The sequence below is a fragment of the Phycicoccus ginsengisoli genome (assembly GCF_054779295.1).
On record NZ_BAAGYN010000014.1, the window covers coordinates 58,204 to 79,324 of the forward strand.

General features: G+C 74.2%; 23 protein-coding genes. 12 read left to right on the forward strand and 11 right to left on the reverse strand.

Annotated features, from left to right (window positions below; genetic code table 11):
* Positions 1 to 33 precede the first annotated feature (33 nt).
* From ACYVDO_RS18730 to ACYVDO_RS18745, 4 genes are read left to right on the forward strand one after another with little or no spacing between them, the layout of a single operon-like run.
* A complete protein-coding gene (locus ACYVDO_RS18730) occupies positions 34 to 1,464 on the forward strand; it encodes a ferredoxin reductase family protein (protein WP_460938737.1) in 1,431 nt (476 codons plus the stop codon).
* An 8-nt stretch (positions 1,465 to 1,472) separates the two neighbouring features.
* Positions 1,473 to 2,015, forward strand: coding sequence for an FMN-binding protein (locus ACYVDO_RS18735; RefSeq protein WP_460938739.1), 543 nt, complete (start codon positions 1,473 to 1,475; stop codon positions 2,013 to 2,015).
* The gene (locus ACYVDO_RS18740) at positions 2,012 to 2,785 is read left to right on the forward strand and encodes an FAD:protein FMN transferase (protein ID WP_460938741.1); all 774 of its coding nucleotides are present in this window, start codon (positions 2,012 to 2,014) and stop codon (positions 2,783 to 2,785) included. Before ACYVDO_RS18735 ends, ACYVDO_RS18740 begins: the two co-directional genes overlap by 4 nt.
* A 24-nt stretch (positions 2,786 to 2,809) precedes the next feature.
* Entirely contained in the window at positions 2,810 to 3,430 is a 621-nt protein-coding gene (locus tag ACYVDO_RS18745; protein ID WP_460938743.1) for a histone deacetylase, read from the forward strand.
* Here ACYVDO_RS18745 and ACYVDO_RS18750 read toward each other — a convergent pair.
* From ACYVDO_RS18750 to ACYVDO_RS18770, 5 genes are all read right to left on the reverse strand, one after another.
* Entirely contained in the window at positions 3,408 to 5,384 is a 1,977-nt protein-coding gene (locus ACYVDO_RS18750; RefSeq protein WP_460938745.1) for a thioredoxin domain-containing protein, read from the reverse strand. The genes ACYVDO_RS18745 and ACYVDO_RS18750 overlap by 23 nt on opposite strands.
* 111 nt (positions 5,385 to 5,495) lie before the next feature.
* Positions 5,496 to 6,008, reverse strand: a complete 513-nt coding sequence (locus ACYVDO_RS18755) for a hypothetical protein (RefSeq protein ID WP_325104862.1) — start codon at positions 6,006 to 6,008, stop codon at positions 5,496 to 5,498.
* 75 nt (positions 6,009 to 6,083) lie between these two features.
* Positions 6,084 to 7,046: a hypothetical protein gene (locus ACYVDO_RS18760; RefSeq protein ID WP_460938747.1), complete on the reverse strand. Its 963-nt coding sequence runs from the start codon at positions 7,044 to 7,046 to the stop codon at positions 6,084 to 6,086.
* The gene (locus ACYVDO_RS18765; protein ID WP_460938749.1) at positions 7,043 to 7,699 is read right to left on the reverse strand and encodes a cytochrome b N-terminal domain-containing protein; all 657 of its coding nucleotides are present in this window, start codon (positions 7,697 to 7,699) and stop codon (positions 7,043 to 7,045) included. The genes ACYVDO_RS18760 and ACYVDO_RS18765 overlap by 4 nt, the downstream gene beginning before the upstream one ends.
* Positions 7,696 to 7,926: a hypothetical protein gene (locus ACYVDO_RS18770; RefSeq protein ID WP_460938751.1), complete on the reverse strand. Its 231-nt coding sequence runs from the start codon at positions 7,924 to 7,926 to the stop codon at positions 7,696 to 7,698. The genes ACYVDO_RS18765 and ACYVDO_RS18770 overlap by 4 nt, the downstream gene beginning before the upstream one ends.
* A gap of 322 nt (positions 7,927 to 8,248) precedes the next feature.
* On the opposite strand from ACYVDO_RS18770, the gene ACYVDO_RS18775 reads away from it, so the two are divergent.
* Positions 8,249 to 8,707 carry a hypothetical protein gene (locus ACYVDO_RS18775; RefSeq protein WP_460938753.1) on the forward strand — a complete coding sequence of 153 codons (459 nt, stop codon included), beginning with the start codon at positions 8,249 to 8,251 and terminating at the stop codon, positions 8,705 to 8,707.
* A gap of 152 nt (positions 8,708 to 8,859) precedes the next feature.
* Here ACYVDO_RS18775 and ACYVDO_RS18780 read toward each other — a convergent pair whose 3' ends face one another.
* Both ACYVDO_RS18780 and ACYVDO_RS18785 read right to left on the reverse strand, forming a co-directional pair.
* Positions 8,860 to 9,579 carry a transporter substrate-binding domain-containing protein gene (locus tag ACYVDO_RS18780; protein WP_460938755.1) on the reverse strand — a complete coding sequence of 240 codons (720 nt, stop codon included), beginning with the start codon at positions 9,577 to 9,579 and terminating at the stop codon, positions 8,860 to 8,862.
* A gap of 1 nt (position 9,580) precedes the next feature.
* Complete coding sequence (locus ACYVDO_RS18785) at positions 9,581 to 10,243, reverse strand: GNAT family N-acetyltransferase (RefSeq protein WP_460938757.1); 663 nt, start codon at positions 10,241 to 10,243, stop codon at positions 9,581 to 9,583.
* A 24-nt stretch (positions 10,244 to 10,267) separates the two neighbouring features.
* Here ACYVDO_RS18785 and ACYVDO_RS18790 point away from each other — a divergent pair, with 24 nt between their 5' ends.
* Positions 10,268 to 11,482 (forward strand): NAD(P)/FAD-dependent oxidoreductase, encoded by a 1,215-nt coding sequence (locus tag ACYVDO_RS18790; RefSeq protein ID WP_460938759.1) that lies wholly within the window; start codon positions 10,268 to 10,270, stop codon positions 11,480 to 11,482.
* 75 nt (positions 11,483 to 11,557) lie between these two features.
* Here ACYVDO_RS18790 and ACYVDO_RS18795 read toward each other — a convergent pair whose 3' ends face one another.
* Positions 11,558 to 12,961, reverse strand: coding sequence for a cation:dicarboxylate symporter family transporter (locus tag ACYVDO_RS18795; RefSeq protein WP_460938761.1), 1,404 nt, complete (start codon positions 12,959 to 12,961; stop codon positions 11,558 to 11,560).
* 116 nt (positions 12,962 to 13,077) lie between these two features.
* Between ACYVDO_RS18795 and ACYVDO_RS18800 the strand changes: the two genes are divergently transcribed.
* Positions 13,078 to 14,682 (forward strand): sensor histidine kinase, encoded by a 1,605-nt coding sequence (locus tag ACYVDO_RS18800; RefSeq protein ID WP_460938763.1) that lies wholly within the window; start codon positions 13,078 to 13,080, stop codon positions 14,680 to 14,682.
* Entirely contained in the window at positions 14,675 to 15,382 is a 708-nt protein-coding gene (locus ACYVDO_RS18805; RefSeq protein WP_460938765.1) for a response regulator, read from the forward strand. Before ACYVDO_RS18800 ends, ACYVDO_RS18805 begins: the two co-directional genes overlap by 8 nt.
* A 3-nt stretch (positions 15,383 to 15,385) precedes the next feature.
* Here ACYVDO_RS18805 and ACYVDO_RS18810 read toward each other — a convergent pair whose 3' ends face one another.
* The 3 genes from ACYVDO_RS18810 to ACYVDO_RS18820 form a co-directional block, all read right to left on the reverse strand.
* Positions 15,386 to 16,261, reverse strand: a complete 876-nt coding sequence (locus tag ACYVDO_RS18810; RefSeq protein ID WP_460938768.1) for an LLM class F420-dependent oxidoreductase — start codon at positions 16,259 to 16,261, stop codon at positions 15,386 to 15,388.
* A gap of 139 nt (positions 16,262 to 16,400) precedes the next feature.
* On the reverse strand, positions 16,401 to 17,351 hold the full coding sequence (locus ACYVDO_RS18815; RefSeq protein ID WP_460938770.1) for an aminoglycoside phosphotransferase family protein: 951 nt from the start codon (positions 17,349 to 17,351) through the stop codon (positions 16,401 to 16,403).
* Positions 17,348 to 18,433, reverse strand: a complete 1,086-nt coding sequence (locus ACYVDO_RS18820; RefSeq protein WP_460938773.1) for a DUF4439 domain-containing protein — start codon at positions 18,431 to 18,433, stop codon at positions 17,348 to 17,350. Before ACYVDO_RS18820 ends, ACYVDO_RS18815 begins: the two co-directional genes overlap by 4 nt.
* Positions 18,434 to 18,535: 102 nt before the next feature.
* Here ACYVDO_RS18820 and rimP point away from each other — a divergent pair, with 102 nt between their 5' ends.
* The 4 genes from rimP to ACYVDO_RS18840 form a co-directional block, all read left to right on the forward strand.
* Entirely contained in the window at positions 18,536 to 19,090 is a 555-nt protein-coding gene (gene rimP / locus ACYVDO_RS18825) for a ribosome maturation factor RimP (protein ID WP_460938775.1), read from the forward strand.
* 2 nt (positions 19,091 to 19,092) lie between these two features.
* A complete protein-coding gene (gene nusA, locus ACYVDO_RS18830; protein WP_460938777.1) occupies positions 19,093 to 20,244 on the forward strand; it encodes a transcription termination factor NusA in 1,152 nt (383 codons plus the stop codon).
* A gap of 156 nt (positions 20,245 to 20,400) precedes the next feature.
* Positions 20,401 to 20,601 carry a YlxR family protein gene (locus tag ACYVDO_RS18835; RefSeq protein ID WP_460938779.1) on the forward strand — a complete coding sequence of 67 codons (201 nt, stop codon included), beginning with the start codon at positions 20,401 to 20,403 and terminating at the stop codon, positions 20,599 to 20,601.
* 190 nt (positions 20,602 to 20,791) lie between these two features.
* The coding region (locus ACYVDO_RS18840; RefSeq protein WP_460938781.1) for a translation initiation factor IF-2 N-terminal domain-containing protein at positions 20,792 to 21,121 on the forward strand (330 nt) is incomplete at its 3' end.

The window sequence follows — 21,121 nt, forward strand, 5'->3', positions numbered from 1 at the left end:
CAACCTCACAGACGGCGACCGCACAGTCGTGGTGTGACCTCGACCGACCTCGCCGGCGCCCGTTCCGAGGCAGCCGCCACCGCCGGGACCGCCCCGCGCCCCCGGACCGTCCGGCCCGTGCCGGCTTGGTGGCGGGACGCCTCGGTGTCGCTGTTCTGGTTCGTCGTGCTCTTCGTCGTGACGCTGTGGGTGGCGAACGGTGGCGTGCAGGCCCTCGGCAGCCCGGGCACGGCCCTCACCTCGCTCGGCCGGCTCACCGGCCTGGTCGCCTCGGCGCTGCTGCTCGTGCAGGTCTTCCTCATGGCGCGGGTCCCGTGGTTCGAGCAGGCCTGGGGCCAGGACTCGCTCGCCCGGACCCACCGGTACGTCGGGTTCACCTCCTTCAACCTCCTCTGGGCGCACATCGTCCTCATCACCCTCGGCTACGCCGCCACCGGGCCGAAGGGCCTGTGGGGCACGATCGTCGACTTCGTCGTCAACTACCCCGGCATGCTGCTGGCCGTCGCCGGCACCGTGGCGCTGTGCATGGTCGTCGTCACCTCCGTGAAGAAGGCCCGGGCGCGGCTGCGGTACGAGTCGTGGCACCTCATCCACCTCTACGGCTACCTCGGCGCCGGGCTCGCGCTGCCGCACCAGCTGTGGACCGGGCAGGAGTTCCTCACCTCCCGCGTCTCCACCGTCTTCTGGTGGACCCTGTATGCCGTGTGCGCCGGCGCCGTGCTCGTCTACCGCCTGGGGCTGCCGGCCTGGCGCTCGCTGCGGTTGCCGATCCGGGTCGTCTCGGTGCGGCAGGAGGCGCCGGGCGTCACGTCGGTCGTCGTCGGTGGCCCCGGGGTCGAGCGGCTCGACGCGCTGCCGGGCCAGTTCTTCCACTGGCGGTTCCTCGACGGGCCGGGCTGGACCCGCGCCAACCCGTACTCGCTCTCCGCGGCCCCTGACGGACGGCACCTGCGGATCACCGCCGCCCACGTCGGCGACGGCACGGCCCGGCTCGCGCGGCTGCGCCCCGGGACGCGCGTCCTCGTCGAGGGCCCCTACGGCCGCCTGCACGAGGGCACCCGGACCCGCCGCAAGGTCCTGCTCATGGGCTCGGGCATCGGGATCACCCCGATGCGGGCCCTGCTCGAGGGCCTGCGGCAGCGGCCCGGGGAGGTGACGGTCATCCACCGGGCCCGCAGCGCCGAGGACCTGGTCCACGCCGACGAGCTGCACGACCTCGCGACGCGGCGAGGGGCCCGCTACTTCACCGTCGAGGGCCGGCGCGTGCCCGGCCGGGAGTCGTGGCTGCCCGAGTCGGCCGCCCACCTCACCGATGCCCAGGCCCTGGCCCAGCTCGTGCCCGACGTGGCCGAGCGGGACGTCTACCTCTGCGGGTCGCCCGGCTGGATGGAGGCCGCCCGGCGCGCCGCGCTGGCCTGCGGCACCCCGGACGAGCGCATCCACCTCGAGCGGTTCACGTACTAGGAGCACCCGTGCGACGCATCACCCTGTGGGCGCTGTCCACCCTCACCACCCTGGTCCTGCTGTTCAGCTACCACACGTCCACCGGCGCGGGGACCTCGCTCGCCGCCCCGGTGGTGGCCCAGGCCGCTGCCGGCGCGCACAGCTCCGGCTCGTCGGCCTCCGGCGGCTCGGGCAGCAGCTCCTCGGGCGGCGCCGGTTCCTCCTCGGGCAGCTCATCCTCGGGCAGCTCGAGCTCGTCCTCCAGTGGCTCCAGCGGCTCCAGCGGCTCCTCGGCGGCCAAGACCTACGACGGCGACACGGCACAGACGCGCTGGGGCCCGGTCCAGGTCCGGATCACGGTCAAGGGCGGCACGATCACCGACGCCGAGGCCGTCGTCTACCCCAACGGCAACGACCGCGACGCCGAGATCAACTCCTACGCCCTGCCGGTGCTCAACCAGGAGGTCGTGCAGGCGCAGAGCGCGAACATCGACATGGTGTCCGGCGCGACGGTCACGTCCGACGGGTACCTGCAGTCGCTGCAGTCGGCGATCGACCAGGCGCACCTGTGACCGCGGCCGTGACCCCGACCGCGACCCGTGGGGGCGCGACGGACGGCGCCGCGGACCCGCCACGGCGGGCCGTCGTCGAGCAGGTCATGGGCATGCCGGTGTCGGTCCACCTGCGCGGGGACGTCGACTCGCAGGCCGCGGACGCCGCCGTCGGCCAGGTCTTCGCCCACCTGCGCAAGGTGGACGAGGTGTTCAGCACGTGGCGCGCCGACAGCGAGCTGTCGCGGGCGCTGAGGGGCGAGCTGGACCCGCGCGACGCCCACCCGTGGCTGGCTGAGGTGCGCGACCTGTGCACGGTCGCCGAGCTGCGCACCGGGGGGCTGTTCAGTGCCCACACCTCCGACGGGGGCTACGACCCGACCGGCCTGGTCAAGGGCTGGGCGGTCGAGGGGGCGGCGGCCCACCTCGCGCACGTGCCCGGCATCTCGTTCTGCCTCAATGCCGGTGGCGACCTGGTCGCCGGCGCCGGCTACGGCGCGTCCCCCTCCACCTGGCGGATCGGCGTCGAGGACCCGCGCGACCGCAGCCGGGTGGCGGCGACGGTGGAGCTCACCCGTGGCGGCCTCGCGACGTCGGGCACCGCCGCCCGCGGCGCGCACATCCTCGACCCGCGCTCCGGTGCCGCCGTGGAGCGGTCGGGGTCGGCCACGGTCTGGGGCCCGACCCTGCTGTGGGCCGACGTCTGGGCCACGGCACTGTTCGTGGACCCGCTGGGCGGCGCCCGGGCGCTCGAGCTGGCCGAGCCGGCCTACCGGCACCTCGTGCTCTGAGCGCCCTGTGGCACGGTGGAGCCCGTGCAGGTCTGGTACGCGTGCTACGGCAGCAACCTCCGGCGTGATCGCTTCCTCTGCTACGTGCAGGGCGGCCGGCCGGAGGGGGCGCGGCGCAGCTACCCCGGCGCGCGCAACCGCACCCTGCCCGCCGACGACCGGCCCATGACGCTGCCCGGCAGCGTGCTCTTCGGGTGGGAGTCGCCCACCTGGGGTGGTGGGATCGCGTTCTACGACGCCGGCGCGGGCGGCAGCACGCTGGCCAGGGCCTACCTCGTCACCGACCAGCAGTTCGCCGACGTGGCGGCGCAGGAGATGCACCGTGAGCCCGGCCCCGACCTCGACCTGGCCCACGTGCTTGAGCACGCGCGGCACGACGTCGGCCCCGGGCGCTACGAGTCCCTGCTGCTCGTCGGTGAGCTCGACGGCCACCCCGTCCTGACCTTCACCACGCCGGATCCTGCTGCGGTGCAACCCAAGTCGCCCGCCCCGGCATACCTGCGCACCATGACCGACGGACTACGCGAGGCGCACGGTCTCGACGACGACCAGGTGGCGGACTACGTGCTGTCGTGCCCGGGTGCGGTCCCCGGCTGGGACGCCGCCCGTCTCGCGGCGGAGGTCACCGGGCCAGCGCGGCGCTGAGCGCAGCGACGTCGGTCACCGGTGCGTCGCACACGAACCCACGGCAGACGTAGGCCGCCGCGGCGCCCCCCACGAGCGGGCGGTCCGCGAGCAGCGGCACGCCGGGGGAGTCGGGTCGGCCGTGCGCGAGGACCAGACCCGGTGACGACGAGGCCCGGGCCACCGCGAGGAGCCCTGCGGCGTCGTCGCCCTCGCCGACGACTGCGACCTGCAGCGGGCCGGCCGCGGACGCCTCGGCCACCGCGAGCGCCCACCCAGCGAACCGGGGGTCCCGCGCGGCGAGGAAGCCGGAGGACGACAGAGCTGCCCCGGCGCGCTCGCGCATCGCGGTGTCGCCCGTCAGGGCCGAGCAGGTGAGCAGGGCGCCGGCGATGGCGGACTGGCCGCTGGGCTCGGCGTTGTCGGCGGGACTGCGGGGCCGCAGCACCAGCGGCTCGGCGTCGGCGGCGGTGTCGTGGAACCCGCCGTCGTCCGCGCCGAACTGCTCGACCGCGACCTCGAGCAGCTGCCGGGCCGTCTCCAGCCAGCGCGCCTCGCCCGTGGCCTGGTGCAGCGCGAGGAGGCCCTCGGCCAAGTTGCCGTGGTCGTCGGCCACCCCGGCGGCGGCCCCGACGCGGCCGTCGCGCGAGGAGCGGCGCAGCCGTCCGTCGACGAGGTGGGTGCCCACGACGAACTCCGCGCAGGCACGGGCCAGCTCCAGCAGCGACGGGTCGTCCAGGGCGAGGGAGGCATCGGCGAGGGCGGCGACCGCCAACCCGTTCCAGGAGGTCACGACCTTGTCGTCGCGGGCCGGCTGCGGGCGCTCGTCCCGGGCTGCCAGGAGGCGGGACCGCACGCCGGCCCACCACTGCGCGTCGTCCGGGTCCGTGCGCAGCTGGAGGGTGGAGGAGCCGTGCTCGAACGTGCCCCCCGCGGTCACGGACAGCAGCTCCGCGGCGTGGGCGCCGTCGTGCTCGCCGAGGACCTCGACGAGCTGCTGCGGCGTCCAGGCGTAGGTGAGCCCCTCGACGCCGTCGGTGTCCGCGTCGAGCGCGGACGCGAAACCCCCTGTGCCCGTGAGGAGGTCGCGCCGAAGGAACTCCGCCGTCTCGGCCGCGACGCGTCGGGCCAGCGGGTCGCCGGTGGCTCGCAGCCAGTGCGAGTACACGCGCAGCAGCTGGGCGTTGTCGTAGAGCATCTTCTCGAAGTGCGGCACGACCCAGTCGGCGTCGACCGAGTAGCGGGCGAAGCCCCCGCCGAGCTGGTCGTACGTCCCGCCACGCGCCATCGCGGTGCACGTGCGCTCCACCATCGCCAGCGCGTCCGCGGACCCGGTCCGGGCGTGGTGGCGCAGCAGGAACTCCAGCACCATCGACGGCGGGAACTTCGGCGCGCCGCCGAAGCCGCCGCGGGCGTCGTCGAACTGGCGTCGTAGACCGGCTGCAGCCTGCGCCAGGGCCTGCTCGTCGAGGGCGGACGGCGTCGCGGCCGAGGACATCTCCCGCAGCCGGCCGGCGATGTGCGCGCTGCTCTCGAGCACGCGCTCGCGCTGCTCCGCCCAGACCGTGCGCACCTGCGCCAGCAGCTGGAGGAACTGACCCCTCGGGAAGTACGTGCCGGCGAAGAACGGCTCGCCGTCGGGGGTGAGGACACAGGTCATCGGCCAGCCGCCGTGCCCGGTCAGCGCCGTGGTGGCGCTCATGTAGACCGCGTCGACGTCCGGCCGCTCCTCGCGGTCGACCTTGACCGCGACGAAGTGCGGGTTGAGCGCGGCGGCGACCTCCTCGTCCTCGAACGTCTCGTGCGCCATCACGTGGCACCAGTGGCACGCGGCATACCCCACGCTCAGCAGGACGGGCACGTCGCGGCGGCGCGCCTCCGCGAAGGCCTCCTCACCCCACTCCTGCCAGTCGACGGGGTTGTCGGCGTGCTGCAGCAGGTAGGGGGACGTGGAGTCGGCGAGCCGGTTGGGCATGCGCCCACCGTATGCCGCGTGCGCGCCGTGCGACGCCGGGGCAGCCCGCGGGCCACCTGTCAGGGGACCGCCCGGCCACGCACTCGGCCCCACGCTCCGCGCGGGCGCGCCTCACGGGGCGAAGAAGTTGGCCCTGAAGTCGCTGGACACCGGCTCGTGCACCAGCACCCGGGGCGCCAGGGGCCGGCGCAGCCTCAGCGTGGTCGCGCCCTCCCTGAGGCCGCCGCCGCACGCCGTCACCCTGCGCGGCGTGGCCCAGATGCCGACCGTGACCGCGCGGTCGGTCTCGGTGACGGTGACGCCCGTCCAGTCCTCGCAGCCCTCCTCGCCGGCCACGTACAGGATCGTCACGGTCGACCCGTCCTGGCGGACGAAGGCCCAAGGCATGCTGACGGCGTCGCTCGAGGGCCGGGTCGCCAGGAGGGTCACCGGCGCCGGCTCGGGGAAGCTGTCGAGGACCGCCCGGCGCGCGTGGACCAACGGGTCGACGCTGGGCGTGGACGCGGCGGCACCCGTCGCTCCCGACGTGCCGGCCCCAGGTGCCGACCCGCAACCGGACACCCCACCGAAGGCCACGCCGAGGGCGGCCACGACGAACGCCGTCCTGCCTGCCCACCGCCGCATCGCGACCTCCCTCGCCCCACGGACAGTGAAGCACTCGGCGTTCCCGCGCCGCAGCGAACCGGCCACCCTCCGTCGTCAGGTGAGGTGCCGCCCGCCCCCGGACCGGCGGTACCAGTCGCGCCAGACGAGCCGGTGCACCGGGATCCAGCGAGGCAGGTCGCGCAGACCCGGGATGAACGGCACCAGGGCGAGCCCGAGCGTGAGCACCATCATCAGACCCCACACCAGGGCGTCGGCGTTGTCCGAGGTGGAGAACGGCGGCACCTGGTACCAGAAGGTGTACAGCCACAACCACGGCTGGCCCGGGTAGTTGCCCGTCTCGTTCATCATCCCCCACTGGTCGCCGCCGAGGCTGCGGGCGCGTGCCTGGTCCTCGAGGTAGGTGCCGTCGGCGAGCAGCAGCAGCTGCCGGGTGGGGTCGCTGCGGTAGAAGGTGCTCCCGCCCAGCTGTTGCTCCAGGCCGCCGGAGGCCGCCAGCCGCTCGAACCCGCTCGCGATCGCGGGCACCGGGCCGTACTGCCCGGAGGGAACCTTGGCCGGGTCGCCGTCCGCCTTGCCGAGCGCGGCCTCGTACGTGGTCGCCCACTGCGCGCGCTGGGCCGTCGGCGCGACGGACCAGACCCCGAGGGCCGCGGCGACCACCTGGCCCGGGTTGGAGCGTCGCAGCGGCGTGAGGACCAGGTCGTTCGCGGAGTCGACGGGGTACCGCACGCCGGCCCACTTCTGCAGCGGGACGCCGAGCAGCGTCTGGCCGGTCGAGGCGGAGTTGTACGGAGGTCCGTAGGAGGCGCTCGTGGAGTCGCCCGACAGCTCGGCCACGGCCGTCGCGACCACGTCGTTCGGTGCCGCCTTCGCCCAGTCCTGCAGGGTGAGCGCCTTCTCGTCGGGGGAGCCGAAGACGGCCGCCAGCACGGCCGTGAGGACGACGACCGCCCCCAGGGCGAGGACGAACTCCTTGACGAGGTCGTACGGCCGGGTGGGGAAGCCGTGGGAGTCGGGGGTGACCCGGTGCACACGCGGGCGGGTGAGGGTCGTCATCGCGGCACCTCCCGGGTCGTCGCCGTGGGCGTCTCTCGCGTGGTCGCTGGCGCCGACACCTCGTCGAGGGGCGGCACCACCCCGTGCCGCCGGACGAGGATGACGTGGGCGACCGCGATGACCCCGACGGCGAAGGGCAGCAGGACGACGTGGAACAGGATCATCTGGCCGGTGTCGAGCACGTTGAAGAAGGCGCCGATGCCGACCGAGTTGAGGCCGTCCTTGGCCTGGGTGCTGATCCACTGGCTGTCGAAGTTGGTCTGCACCAGGTAGCCCGTGAAGGCGGTGCCGATCGAGGCCAGGAAGGCGACGACGCCGGTGATCCAGGTCAGGGCCCGGCCGCCCCGCCAGGCCGCCATCCAGAACTTGCCCCACAGGTGGATGACCATGACGACGAAGAAGAGCTCGACCGACCACAGGTGCAGGCTGTTGACGTAGCGGCCCACGGAGGAGGTGTGCCACCACCCCACGCCCCCGAGGCTGAGCACCATGCCCGTGAGGACGACGACGAGCAGGGAGGCGAGGGTGAGGACGCCGAAGACGTAGATCCACGACGCGACGTAGGCCGGCTGCCGGTCGGGCAGCACCTGGCCGGCAGGGACGGTGCGGCTGACCCGGTCGCGCAGCCGCTCGGTCCAGCTCGTCGAGCTCATCGCTCGTGTCCCGCCTCGTCGGTGCCGGGGGAGCCCGGGGCGGCAGCCGATGTGCCGGCGCCGCCGGCACTGCTGCCGGTGTGGCTGCCGGGGAAGGGCAGCAGCAGCGCTGCCGCGAAGACCACGAGCATCACCAGGATGATGAGGGCGTTGGACACGGACACGTGCACCACACCCCAGTCGAGGTAGGCGCCCGCTCCTGACGCGGCCGGGACGAGATGGACCATGGAGCGCTCCTTCCGCGGCGAGCACGCCGGCGCCCGCACGCTCCGGTCGGTTCGCCCCTGATCGACCCACGCTGCGCCTTCGCGGTGACTGCGAACAGGGACCAAGGACCCTCCCGGCAGCCGGCTGCCGGGCCCGGCGTGGCCACGGCGCCGCCGGTCGTGCAGACGGCACACGGCCGACCCGGCCGGGTCGACGCTGCGGGTCGGGCAGGGCGCGATCTACTTCTCCGTCCTCGACAACGGCCACTGGTCCACCCCGGCACGGCTGGCACCCACGCCGACCGGCCACCAGCTGTTCCCCGACGTCAACGCCGACGGGGGAGTGCTGCACGCGGTCTGGCACGACAGCCGCAACGACCCGGCGTACAGCGTCCGGTACCCACCCGGCAACAACGGGGCCGTCCGCGACGCCGCGGGCTTCGCGGCCGCCACCCCGGGGCTGGACACGTATGCCGCGTCCTCGCGCGACGGAGGTGCCACCTGGTCGATGGTGCGGCTGAGCACGACCAGCCAGATGCCGAACTACGAGATGTTCGGTGACCGGCGCGTGCCGTTCCACGGCGACTACAACTACGTGTCGTCCGTGGGCGCGAACGCCTACAACACCTGGACCGACACCCGCCAGGTCGTCGGTGGCGACGACCCGCGGTACGCCGGGGGCACGGGCTTCGACGTCCTCCAGTGCCGCACCCAGGACGCCTCCGGCGCCTGGTCGGCCGACACCTGCCCGAACGCGGGCGGTCTCGACCAGGACATCTACGGGGCGGCCACCACCGGCTGAACCCGTCGACGCCCGACGGTGCGGGGACTGCGCGCAGGCCGGTCCCCGCACCCGTGCGAGCCGGCACGTCTCCCGACGCGTGACGGGGACCCGCCCCGTGACGGGGACCCGCCCCGTGACGGGGACCCGCCCCGTGGCGCCGGCCCGGCCGCTCAGGCCTCGGCGACCAGCGCCCCGGGCTGGCCAGAGCGCTCGAGCGAGCGCGCCACCGACCCGTCCGCGACCAGCTCGCGGACCACGGCATCGAGGAACGACACGGTCTCAGCGGCCCGGTCACGGGTGGTGCCCACCGCCTGCCGGATCTGCATGAACGCCGGTTCGACGAGGCGGTGACCGGGGTGGGAGGCGACGAAGGCCTCGACCGGCTGGCGGATCCCCGCTCCCACCTCCAGCCCCTCCGCGACGAAGAGGTCGACCCCCTCCCGCCCGCGGACCAGCTGTGCCGCACCGAGCTCCCGCGTGAGGTGCAGGTCGTAGGCGGAGCCCTCCTTGACCCCGACCCGCACGCCGGCCTTGTCGACGTCCTGCACCGTCCGCACGGGCGACTCCTCGCGAACCATGTAGACGCCCTCGATGACGACGTAGGGCCGGGTGAAGGCGACCTGCTCCTCCCGGGCGGGGTCGACGGCGAGGAAGCACACGTCGGCCCGACCGTCCGCCATGGCCTCGTAGGACTTCCGCGCGGCGTCGAAGCAGACGAGCTCGACCGGCACCCCCAACCGATGCCCCACCTCACGGGCGATGTCGACGGTGACGCCTCGAGGGGAGCGCGGATCGCCCTGGGCGAGAACGGGGTTGCCGAGGTTGATCGACCCTCGCAGCGTGCCGGTCGGGGCGAGGTCGCGCACGAGCGCAGTGGACAGGGCGCTCACGTCACGACACCTCCGGTCCCGGTGTCGTGGTGGCCGTCGCTGCGCCGGACGCCCAGTGCCCGCGGGTGAGCCGGTAGAGGCGGTGCCGCCGGACCGGGCTGCCCTCCTCGACGAGCGGGTGGTCGAAGTCGGCGCCCTCGTCCCGGGTCATGCCGAGCTTGCGCATCACGCCCTGCGACCGGTGGTTGGCCGGCACGACCATCGCGACGATCTCCTCGAGCCCGAGGTCGGTGAAGCCGTGGGCCACGCTCGCGCGTGCCGCCTCCGTGGCGTACCCGTGGCCCCAGCCGTCGCGGGCGAGCCGCCACCCGACCTCGACGCACGGCGTGAAGTGCTCCTCGAAGCGGGGCACCGCCAGCCCGGTGAAGCCGATGAAGCGCCCGGTGTCGCGCACCTCGACCGCCCACAGCCCCCAGCCGTGCTCGTCGAGGAAGCCGGCGATGCGGTCGGCCATGGCGTCGCTCTGCTCCCGGGTCAGGTGGTGCGGGAAGTGCTCCATGACGGCCGGGTCGTCGTTGAGGGCGGCGAACGGTGCGCGGTCCTCGTCGCGCCAGTGCCGCAGGAGCAGTCGATCGGTGCGCAGCTCGGTCACCCGCAGACCGTATGCCGTGCGGCCACGGACCGCGGGCACCTCCGCGCCGATGCCCCCCGGTGGGCGGCTCACGACGGCTCGTGCCACGGTGGTCCCGTGCACGACGTCGTGGTGGTGGGAGCCGGCCTGGCCGGGCTGGGGTGTGCCCTTGAGCTGGAGCGACGAGGGCTCGACGTCCTCGTCGTGGAGGCCTCGGACCGGGTGGGTGGTCGCGTCCGGACCGAGGTCGTCGACGGGCACCTGTGCGACGTCGGCTTCCAGCTGCTCAACCCGGCGTACCCGGCCGTCCGCCGGACCGTCGACACGGCGGCGCTGCGGTTGCAGCCGTTCGGTGCCGGGGTCGAGGTCCGTCGCGGTGGCGTCACTGCCCTGGTCGCCGACCCGCGGCGTGAGCCGGCCTCGCTCCTGCGGACCCTCGCGAGCGGCCTGGTCACCCCCGGCGAGGTCGCCCGGCTGGCGGCCTGGGTGGCGCCTTCCCTCGGCCCGGTGCGGTGGCTGCTCGCCGGCAGCGACACCTCCCTGGCCACCTCCCTCGACGCGGCCGGGGTCCACGGGCCCCTGCGCCGCGAGGTGCTCGAGCCCTTCCTGGCCGGCGTGCTGGCGGAGGACCGGGCCGCCACGTCGGCCCAGTACGTCCGCCTGCTGGTGCGGTCGTTCCTCCTCGGGACGCCGGCCCTGCCGCTGGACGGGATGGGTGCCCTCCCGGCGCAGCTCGCCGCGCGGCTGCGCAACCCCGTGCAGCTCGACAGCCGTGCGGAGCTGGGCAGCGGCACCACGGTCCGCCTGCCCGCTGGCGAGGTCCCCGCCCGGGCCGCCGTCGTCGCCACGGACGTGGCCTCGGCAGCCGCGCTGGGCGTCGTGCCGCCGGCCCGCACGAACGGGCTGCGGACGTGGTGGTTCTCGACCACCGACCCGGCGCCCACGAGCCGGTGGTTGCGGGTGGACGGCGACCGCGGGCCGGTGGTCAACACGGCCGTCGTCTCGGACGCCGCCCCCTCCTACGCTCCCCGCGGTCGCCGCCTCGTCCAGGCCACCACCCTCTCGGGCGCCCCGGACGACGAGCAGGTGCTGCGAGCCGAGCTGGGCCGCCTGTGGTCGACGTCGGCCCGGGACTGGGACCTGCTCGCGCGGCACGACGTGCGCGAGGCGCTGCCCCTCGTGTCGCCGCCCCTGGTGGTCCGTCGTCCCGTGGACCTCGGCGGCGGCCTGTTCGTCACCGGCGACCACCGGGACACCTCCTCGATCCAGGGCGCGCTGGCCTCCGGCCGCCGCTGTGCGCGAGCAGTCGCCGGGCACCTCGGGACCCGTTGACCCCGGAGCCGACACCCTGCGGGCCCGCCACCTCTCGAGGAGGTGACGGGCCCGCAGGTCGGGGAAGCGGACGGCTCAGCGAGCCGGACCCACCGGCTGCGGCAGCGCCGCGGTGCGCTCCCGCGCCACGTCCGTGGCCGGCTCGGCGTCCTGCTCGTCGTCCTCGTCGACCATGGTGCTCTCGTCGAACGGCAGGTCACCGGCGAGCACGCGGTCCAGGCGGGGCCGGTCGAGCTCGCCCACCCAGTGGCCGATGAGGACGGTGGCGATCGAGTTGCCGGCGAAGTTGGTCAGCGCCCGCGCCTCGCTCATCAGCCGGTCGATCCCCACGATGAAGCCGACGCCGTCGACGAGGTCGGGCCGGTGCGACTGCAGGCCCCCGGCGAGGGTGGCCAGGCCCGCGCCGGTGACGCCGGCAGCACCCTTGGAGGCGATGATCATGAACAGCAGCAGCGAGATCTGCTGGCCCAGGCTGAACGGCTTGTCCATGGCGTCGGCGATGAACAGCGACGCCATCGTCAGGTAGATCGCCGTCCCGTCCAGGTTGAACGAGTAGCCCGTCGGCACCGTGATGCCGACGACCGGCCGGGACACCCCGGCGTGCTCCATCTTGGCGATGAGGCGCGGGAGGGCCGACTCCGAGGACGACGTCGACAGGATGAGCAGGAACTCCCGGCCCAGGTACCGCAGCAGCGAGAAGACGTTGACCCCCGTGAAGACCTTGAGCACCAGGCCGAGCACGCCGAACACGAAGATGGCGCAGGTGACGTAGAACGCGACCATCACCTGGGCCAGGCTCTTGAGCGCGTCCATGCCGGTGGCGCCCACGACGGCGGCCATCGCGCCGAACGCACCGATCGGCGCGGCATACATGATCATCGCCATGAGGCGGAAGACGAGCCGCTCGAAGTGCTTGATGCCCACCAGGATCGGCTCGCCGGCCCGGCCCATCTTCTGCAGCGCGAAGCCCACGAGCAGCGCGACCAGCAGCGCCTGCAGGACCGAGCCCGCGGTGAGCGAGGAGATCAGCGTGTCGGGGATCAGGCCGAGGACGAAGTCGACCGTCGTCTCGCTCTTCTCGCCGACCTGGGCCTGGCCGGTCTTGGCGAGGGCGTCGGTGAGGTGCAGCCCGGCACCGGGCTTGACGATGTTGCCCACGACGAGGCCGATCGCCAGCGCGAACGTCGACATGGTGAGGAAGTAGCCGAGGGCCAGGCCGCCGACCTTGCCGACCTGGGCGGCGCGGCGCACCGACCCGATGCCGAGGACGATGGTGCAGAAGATGACCGGCGTGATCATCATCTTGATGAGGTTGACGAAGCCGGTGCCGAGCCACTTCAGCTTGATGCCGAACTCGGGGAAGGCGAACCCGACGATGATGCCGAGGATCATCGCGGCGATCACCGCGAGGTAGAGGTAGTGCGTGCGGTCCCGCTTCGGTGCGGGCCGGTCGACGACGGTGTCGGCGGGTGTGCTCACGGAGTGCTCCCAGGTGTGTGTCCCGGGGACGTCCCGGGATGGCGAACAGCGACGATGCTGGTCCCCGAGGTGGTTAGGGTCACGTTTGTGTTCATTGAGTTCCCCGGCGGTGTCGTATGCCGCTGAGCCGCCTCCTGCGCGCGCCGGCGCGGTGGAGCGTGGCCCGCCAGGTGTTCGTGCTGCAGGTCCTCGTGGGTCTGCTCGTGGTGCTCGTCGGGGTCGCGGCCGGGTACGTCCAGGCCGGGCGGGCGAGCACGCAGGAGGCGACCGCCCGTGCCCGCGCGGTGGCCGAGACGGTGGCCAGCAGCCCGTCGGTCGTGCTGGGCGTGGAGGCCGGTGACTCCAGGAGCCTGCAGCGGTTCGCCGAGCAGGCGAGGACCGAGACGCGCACCGACTTCGTCGTCGTGATGAGCCCGCAGGGGATCCGGTACACCCATCCCGACACCAGCCAGATCGGGCGCCGCTTCATCGGGCACATCGCGGCGGCGCAGGAGGGCGGTGTCGTCGTCGAGGACTACACCGGGACCCTCGGGCCCTCGCGACGCGTGGTGGTGCCGGTGGAGGACGGCGGCAGGGTCGTGGGCCTGGTGGCCGTCGGCATCCGCAAGTCGGCGGTGAGCGCCCAGCTGCAGGGCCAGCTGCCGGGGATCCTGCTGGCCGGCCTGGCCGCCGCGCTGCTCACCGGGCTGGGCACCGCCCTGGTCTCCCGGCGGGTCGGGCGCCAGACCCACGGGCTGGGCGAGCGGCAGCTGCGCCAGATGGTCGAGTACTACGACGCCGTCCTGCACGCCGTCACCGAGGGCCTGCTGCTCGTCGACCTCGACGGCACCCTGCGCCTGGCGAACGACGAGGCGCGCCGCCTGCTCGCCCTGCCCGCCGACGCGGTCGGGCGGCCGGTCGACGCGCTCGGCCTGTCCGACGCGCTGGTCGACGCGCTCACCGACGAGACCGCCCGCGAGGACGAGCTGCACGTCACCGCCGCGCGGGTCCTGGTGCTCAACAAGGCCCGGGCGCAGTGGGACGGGCGCCTGCTCGGGTTCGTCGTGACGCTGCGCGACCGCACCGACCTCGAGCACCTCACCGGGGAGCTCGACTCGGCGCGTGGCCTCACCGAGGCGCTGCGCTCGCAGGCCCACGAGTCGGCGAACCGGCTGCACGCCATCGTCAGCCTCATCGAGCTGGGCCACCCCGAGCGCGCGCTCGCGTTCGCCACCGACGAGCTGCGCCTGTCCCAGGGGCTCACCGACGCCGTCGTCGGGGCGGTGTCCGAGCCGGTGCTGACGGCGCTGCTGCTCGGCAAGGTCGCCCAGGCGAGCCAGAGCGGGATCGAGCTGACCATCGCCGACGGTGCCCAGTGGCCGTCGCAGGCCGCGCCCGACCGAGACCTCGTGACCATCGTCGGCAACCTCATCGACAACGCCTTCGAGGCGGTGGCCGGCGCCGACGGCCCGCGCCGGGTGGGCGTCGACTGCCGCGTCGAGGGTGACGACGTCGTCCTCGTCGTGGAGGACACCGGTCCGGGGTTGCCGCCGGGCTCGGTCGACGACGCGTTCCGCCGTGGCTTCACGACCAAGGCCGAGGGCAGCGCCGGCCGCAGGGGCATCGGCCTGGCCCTGGTGGCGCAGTCGGTGGCCCGGCTCGGGGGCAGCCTGGAGGTCTCCGGGCCCCCGGGCGCGCGGTTCGTCGTGCGGCTGCCGGTGCAGGAGCACGCCCGTGCCTGAGGACGCGCCAGGCGACCCCGCCCGCCCCGAGCTGCTGCGGGTGCTCGTGGTCGAGGACGAGCCGGTGGCGCTCGAGGCGCACGCGGCCTACGTCACCCGCGTGCCCGGGTTCGCGGTGGCGGCGACGGCGGTGACCTCCCAGGAGGCGCTGCAGGCGCTCCAGGCGGTCAGGGTCGACGTCGTGCTGCTCGACATGAACCTGCCCGACCGGCACGGCCTCGACGTCATCCGCGCCATGCGGGCCGCCGGGCACCGCGCCGACGTCATCGCCGTGACGTCGGCGCGCGAGCTGGACGTGGTGCGGGCCGCGGTGTCGCTGGGCGTCGTGCAGTACATCCTCAAGCCGTTCGTGTTCGCGACGCTGCGCGACCGGCTGGAGTCCTACCGGGCCTACCGCGACGGGCTGTCGCGGACCGACCAGGTCGCGACGCAGGCCGAGGTGGACCAGGTGCTCGCCGGGGTGCGTCCCGCGCGTGCCGCCCTGCCCAAGGGCATGAGCGAGGAGCTGCTCGCCCGCGTGACCCGGGCCCTGCGCGACGGCGGCCCCTTGTCGGCGAGCGAGCTCGGGGAGGCCGTCGGCGTCAGCCGCGTCACCGCGCGCCGGTATGCCGAGCACCTCTGCGACGCGCGGAGGGCCGTCCGGACCCAGCGGTACGCAGGGGCGGGCCGCCCCGAGATCGAGTACCGCTGGGCCGGGTGACCGTCAGCCGATCTCGGCCAGCCGAGGGGCCACCTTCTCGCCGAACGCGCTGACGTGGGCGGCCGGGTCGGGGGTGATCGCGCGCAGGTGGATGTGCTCGATCCCCATGCCCCCGTACGTGTCGGCCAGCCGCAGGAAGCCGTCGACGTCCTCGAGCGGGTTGCCCTGCGGGCCCATGACGGTCTTCTCGATGCTGTCGTAGTCGCGGCCCACGTCCTCGCAGTGGCGGCGCAGGACGTCGAGCTTGTGGGCCGCCTGGTCGGTGTCGGCGACGATGAGGTTGGTCGCGTCGGCGTACTGCGCGACCAGCCGCAGGGTCTTCTTCTCGCCACTGCCACCGATGACGATCGGCGGGTGCTGCCGGCTGAGGTTCTCCGGCACGTTGATCGTCTCGGCCAGCTGGTAGTGACGGCCCTCGAACGGACCCTCGTCCTCGCTCCACATCTGCCGGATGATCTGCAGCGCCTCCTCGAGCCGCTCGAAGCGCTCGGCGACGGGCGGGTAGGGGACGCCGAGGGCCTTGTGCTCCCGCTCGTACCAGGCGGCCCCGATTCCCAGGAACGCCCGGCCGCCGCTGAGCACGTCCAGCGTGGTGCCGATCTTGGCGAGCAGGCCGGGGTGGCGGTACGTCACGCCGGTCACGACGGTGCCGAGCTTCACCCGCTCGGTCACCGCGGCGAGGAACCCGAGGGTGGTGTAGCCCTCGAGCATGGGGTCGTGGGCGGTGCGGAACTGCTCCATCTGGAAGTAGTGGTCCATCACGGTGAACCACGAGGCGCCGCTGTCGTCGGCGGCGGCCGCCGTGGCGCGCAGGGCCGGGGCGTAGGCCGCGGGGCCCCCGGGGAGGTTGAAGTCGAGGAAGTGGAATCCGAAGCGCATGGTTGCAGTCTGCAACCCGGCCGCCGGGTCGGCGCGTCGGGGGCCGTCGGGTCGTCGGGGCGTCGGGGCGTCGGGCCGTGGGGACATGGGGCCGTCGGGCCGTGGGTCGTCCTGGCCGGGCGCCCGGGGCCGGCGACGGTCAGCCGTCGAGGGCCTTGAGCAGGGCCACCGTGAAGGACACCCGCTCCTGGTCGCCGTCCTGCGCGGCCCAGCGCGCCTCCATGGCCGCGCCGACGTAGCTCCACGCCAGTGCCTCGTCCTCGTCGATCCCCGCGGACTCGCAGACCACCTCCAGCCGTCGGCGGACCAGCCAGCGGAAGGACGACCCGGTCCCGAGCTCGTCGACCCGGTTGCGCAGGAGGGGCTGGACCTCGAAGCCGGGGTGGCCGGCCATGGCGTGCGGGTCGATCGCGACCCAGCCGTCGGTCGCGGGACGGGTGCTGCCGGGCAGGGTGTGCAGGACGTTCTCGTAGTGCAGGTCGGTGTGCACCAGTGTGGCGTCGCACGCGGGGTCCGCGACCAGGTCGCGGACCAGACCCCGCACCCGGTCGACCATCCGCGGCGGGAGCACGCCGTCGGCGGCAGCGATCTTCTCCGCCTGGTCCTGCGCGAACTCCGACAGCAGTCGCAGCCCCGGGGGCGCAGGCCGGTGCAGCTCGCCCAGCACGCGTCCCGCCACGTCGCACGCACTGTCGATGTCGAGGCTGCGCAGGTCACGCGCGGCGTCGAGGGCCTCGAGCAGCAGCACCCAGCGCGTGGGGTCCGCCTGGACGAGCCGGACCGCGCCGCGCCCGTCCCAGTGCCGCAGGACGAGCGCCTCGTCGCGCGCCTCGACGTGCGGCCAGACCAGCTTGAGCGCCAGCGGGCGCCCCTCGCGGGCGACGGGCACGACCAGCGCCGTCCACCCGGTGCGCGGCGACCCGGTCGGCTCCAGGTGCCACTCGGCGCACACCTGCGCCAGCAGCCGGGGGAGCCCCGAGGCCCAGTCCCCGCCGGAGGGCCCTCCCACACCGCCGTCCTGCGCGGTGTGCCGCTGGACGAACGCCACGAACGCGTCGGGGACGAGCGCGGCAGCGTCCTCGGTCCTCACGACAGCCCGGGGAAGGGCGCCAACGGCACGCCCCACCGCGACGCGAGCACCTCGGTCTCGCCGAGCCAGCGCACGAGCAGGCCGAGGGCGGCGGTGTCGGTGCCCGCGGTGCCCAGGTCGCGCGCACCCGCCGCGCGCAGACGGGTCAGCACGTCCACGGCGAGGCGCCGGGCCGCGGCCGGGGTGGTGACGGGGTAGGGCAACGGGTAGGCGAGGTCGGCCGGACCGGCGCTGGACCCCGCCATGGCCTCCTGCATGGCGGCCCGGGCCTGCAGCACGGAGAGGGTCGAGGTGGCCAGCGTTCGCTGGGCGCCCGAGGGGGACTGCGCCGCCACGACCTGGAAGGCGTAGACGGCGGCCCTGGTCGTCGAGAGGAACGTCGCGGCGAGCGACTGGCCCTTCCACTGCGCCTCCGGCCACGTCGCCGGGTGGCCGAGGAGGGTGGCGGCAGCCGAACGCTGGGCGAGGACGGACCCCACGAGCGGGACGGCGCCGGCCAGCACCCGGCTCAGGGAGCTGATGGCGGTGGGACCGAGGTCGCTGGCCTCGGCAGCGGCCAGGTCGGCCGACCCCGCCGGTCCACGGCCGACGGTGCCCGGGCGCGGCGCCGTGCTGGTGCCGGGCGTCGTGGTCGCGCCTGGGGTCATGGTCGCGCCGCGGGTCGGCGAGCCGCTGCCGCCGGTCGTGGGCGTGCCCGTCGCCGTCCCGCCACGGGACCCGCCCGGCTCGTCCGTGGCGCGGGCGTGCGCCAGCTCGGACTCCGGCACGCCCAGCCTGCGGAGCTCGGCCCGCAGCACGGTGGCCTGCGTGCGGTGCAGCGCCGCCAGCCGCGCAGGCAGCCCGGTGCTCGCGCCCCCGGCGCTCGCGGCGCGGGCCGCGAGGTCCTCGGTGTGGCTCCAGAGGGCGACGACGAAGGCCTCTCCGGGCACCGGCTCGCGCGCCGGCGTCCGCGCCGGGCCCGTGACGCCCTCGAACCGGATGCCGCAGGCCGACAGGGAGATCGACGCCAGCACGCCGGCACCGAGGCCGAGGGCCCGGCGCCGGCTCGGGGGCGCGCCCGGCCCGGCTCCGTCCATCGGCATGCGGCGATTCTGGCACGGGCCCGCGACGCGTGTGTGCGGCACCACGACGGCGTGGATAGAGTGGCGGTGCACGACCACCAGAACTTCAGAGAGGACGAGTCAGTGAGCGTCAAGGACCAGATTCGTCCCGTGGTCGAAGGCCCCCTGGGCGACCTCGGCCTGCTGGTCGAGGACGTCGCAGTGACCCCGACCGGCAAGCGCCGGCTCGTCCGCATCTGGATCGACCGCGTGGTGCCCGACACGGGCGACGCGACCGAGGTGGTGCCCCCGCTCAGCCTCGACGAGGTGGCGGACGCGACCCGCGCCGTGGGCGACGCGCTCGACGGCAGCGACGTCATGGGCGAGCAGCCCTACACCCTGGAGGTGACGAGCCCCGGGCTCGACCGCCCCCTCACGCTTCCGCGGCACTTCCGCCGCAACGTCTCCCGACTGGTCACGGTGACGCCCACCGAGGGCGAGGCCGTGACCGGACGGATCGTCAGCGCCGGGCCGGACGAGGTCGTCCTCGAGGTGCCGGCGACGAGGAAGACACCGGCCCGGACCACCGGCGTCCGGTATGCCGACGTGTCCCGGGCGGTGGTGCAGGTGGAGTTCTCGAGGCCTGCGGACGCCGCCGGCGCCGACGGGGACGACGCCGACATCCACGAGGAGGACTGACCATGGACATCGACCTGGCCGCCCTGAGGGCGCTGGAGCGCGAGCGGGACATCTCGCTCGACATCCTGATCCCCGCCATCGAGCAGGCGCTGCTCGTCGCGTACCACCGCACCGACGGCGCGTACCGCAACGCGCGCGTCGAGCTCGACCGCAAGAGCGGCCACGTCGTCGTGTGGGCGCGCGAGGAGCTGGAGCAGGAGCCCGTCGCCGAGGGTAGCGGGCACCTCCCGGAGACGGCGACGGAGTCGCCGAATCGGGGGGCGGAGCGCCCTCCCCGCGAGTACGGTCCCGAGTTCGACGACACCCCCACGGGCTTCGGCCGGATCGCCGCCGCCACCGCCAGGCAGGTCATCGTGCAGCGGCTGCGGGACCTCGAGGACGAGGCCATCCTCGGTGACTTCCGGGGTCGCGAGGGCGATGTCGTCGCCGGCGTGATCCAGCAGAGCCCGGACCCGCGCCACGTCACGGTCGACTTCGGCACCGTCGAGGGGATACTCCCGCTCGCCGAGCAGGTGCCGGGGGAGCGCTACGTCCACGGTGACCGCATCCGCTGCTTCGTCGTCTCGGTCCGCCGCGGCCCCAAGGGTCCGCAGATCGGTCTCTCGCGCACCCACCCGAACCTCGTGCGCAAGCTGTTCGCGCTCGAGGTGCCCGAGATCGCCGACGGGTCGGTCGAGATCGCGGCCCTGGCCCGGGAGGCCGGCCACCGCACCAAGATCGCCGTGCACTCCAAGGTGCCCGGGCTCAACGCCAAGGGCGCGTGCATCGGGCCGATGGGTGCCCGGGTCCGGGCGGTCATGACCGAGCTGCACGGGGAGAAGATCGACATCGTCGACTACTCCGACGACCCGAAGACGTTCGTCGCGGCCGCCCTGTCGCCCTCACGGGTGGAGTCGGTCGAGATCGTCGACCCCCAGCTGCGCTCGGCGAGGGTCGTCGTCCCCGACTACCAGCTGTCGCTGGCCATCGGCAAGGAGGGTCAGAACGCCCGCCTCGCCGCCAAGCTGACCGGCTGGCGGATCGACATCCGGCCCGACACCCCGGCCGGCGCACAAGCCGGTCCGGACCGGCGAGGTGGCGCCGACCGCGGTGCCGACAGGGGGTCGGGCAGCCGGGCCGCCAGGGGCTCCGACGGCCCGCGCGAGCACGCGTGACCCGGCCGGGCCCCGAGAGGGGATAGGATGGTGCGGACCGACCGGACTGGACTCCGGCCTTCGGCAGCAGCACCACCCACCCGCACCACGCACGGGTCACCCACCCGCACGTGTGTGGGCTGCCGCAGGACGGATAGCTGGTCGGCACTCCTGCGAGTGGTCGCGGAGACGGACGACACCGGAGCGATCCGGCTGACCCCCGACCCGCGGCACCGCCTGCCGGGGCGTGGCGCTTGGCTGCACCCGACAGGGGACTGCCTCGACCAGGCCCTGGGCCGACGGGCGTTCGGGCGCGCGCTGCGCACCAGCGCCGCCCCCGACCCGGCAGCGGTGCGGGCCCACGTCGAGGCCCGGTGACCCCGCGCAGGAGCAGCAGGAAGCACACGCAGTACGAAACACCGTCCGTAGGGAACCGACCAGAACTCTGAACCAGAGAGTGGGTTTGACCGCTGATGAGCACCCGATGAGTACTCAGCAATGAGCTCCCCCCAGCAGTAACCACGGTCCGCGCCTGTCACCTGACACACGGACCAGGAACAGGAGAAACGTGGCAAAGGTCCGTGTAAGTGCGCTCGCCAAGGAGCTGGGCACCGACAGCAAGACGCTGATCGCCCACCTCAACAGCATCGGCGAGTACGTCAAGACCGCCAGCTCGACCATCGAGGCCCCCGTCGTCCGCAAGGCGACGGAGACCTTCCCCGACGAGCTGAGGAAGACTTCCGCCAAGAAGGCCGCGGCCAAGCCCGCGCCCGCCAAGGCGGCCCAGCCGGCCCCGGCAGCCCCCCAGGCGCCCGCGGCCGAGGCAGCTCCCGCGCCGCAGACCCCCGCGGCCGAGGCGGCCCTGGCGGCAGCCCCGAGCCCCGCCGTCCCCGCGCCG

Excerpts from the sequence above, each read along its gene's own strand:
- ACYVDO_RS18800 (WP_460938763.1), top strand. The coding sequence starts at position 13,078 with ATGCCGCTGAGCCGCCTCCTGCGCGCGCCGGCGCGGTGGAGCGTGGCC.
- ACYVDO_RS18770 (WP_460938751.1), bottom strand. The coding sequence starts at position 7,926 with ATGGTCCATCTCGTCCCGGCCGCGTCAGGAGCGGGCGCCTACCTCGAC.
- ACYVDO_RS18765 (WP_460938749.1), bottom strand. The coding sequence starts at position 7,699 with ATGAGCTCGACGAGCTGGACCGAGCGGCTGCGCGACCGGGTCAGCCGC.
- ACYVDO_RS18760 (WP_460938747.1), bottom strand. The coding sequence starts at position 7,046 with ATGACGACCCTCACCCGCCCGCGTGTGCACCGGGTCACCCCCGACTCC.
- ACYVDO_RS18755 (WP_325104862.1), bottom strand. The coding sequence starts at position 6,008 with ATGCGGCGGTGGGCAGGCAGGACGGCGTTCGTCGTGGCCGCCCTCGGC.
- ACYVDO_RS18820 (WP_460938773.1), bottom strand. The coding sequence starts at position 18,433 with ATGCCGATGGACGGAGCCGGGCCGGGCGCGCCCCCGAGCCGGCGCCGG.
- ACYVDO_RS18810 (WP_460938768.1), bottom strand. The coding sequence starts at position 16,261 with ATGCGCTTCGGATTCCACTTCCTCGACTTCAACCTCCCCGGGGGCCCC.
- ACYVDO_RS18750 (WP_460938745.1), bottom strand. The coding sequence starts at position 5,384 with ATGCCCAACCGGCTCGCCGACTCCACGTCCCCCTACCTGCTGCAGCAC.
- nusA (WP_460938777.1), top strand. The coding sequence starts at position 19,093 with ATGGACATCGACCTGGCCGCCCTGAGGGCGCTGGAGCGCGAGCGGGAC.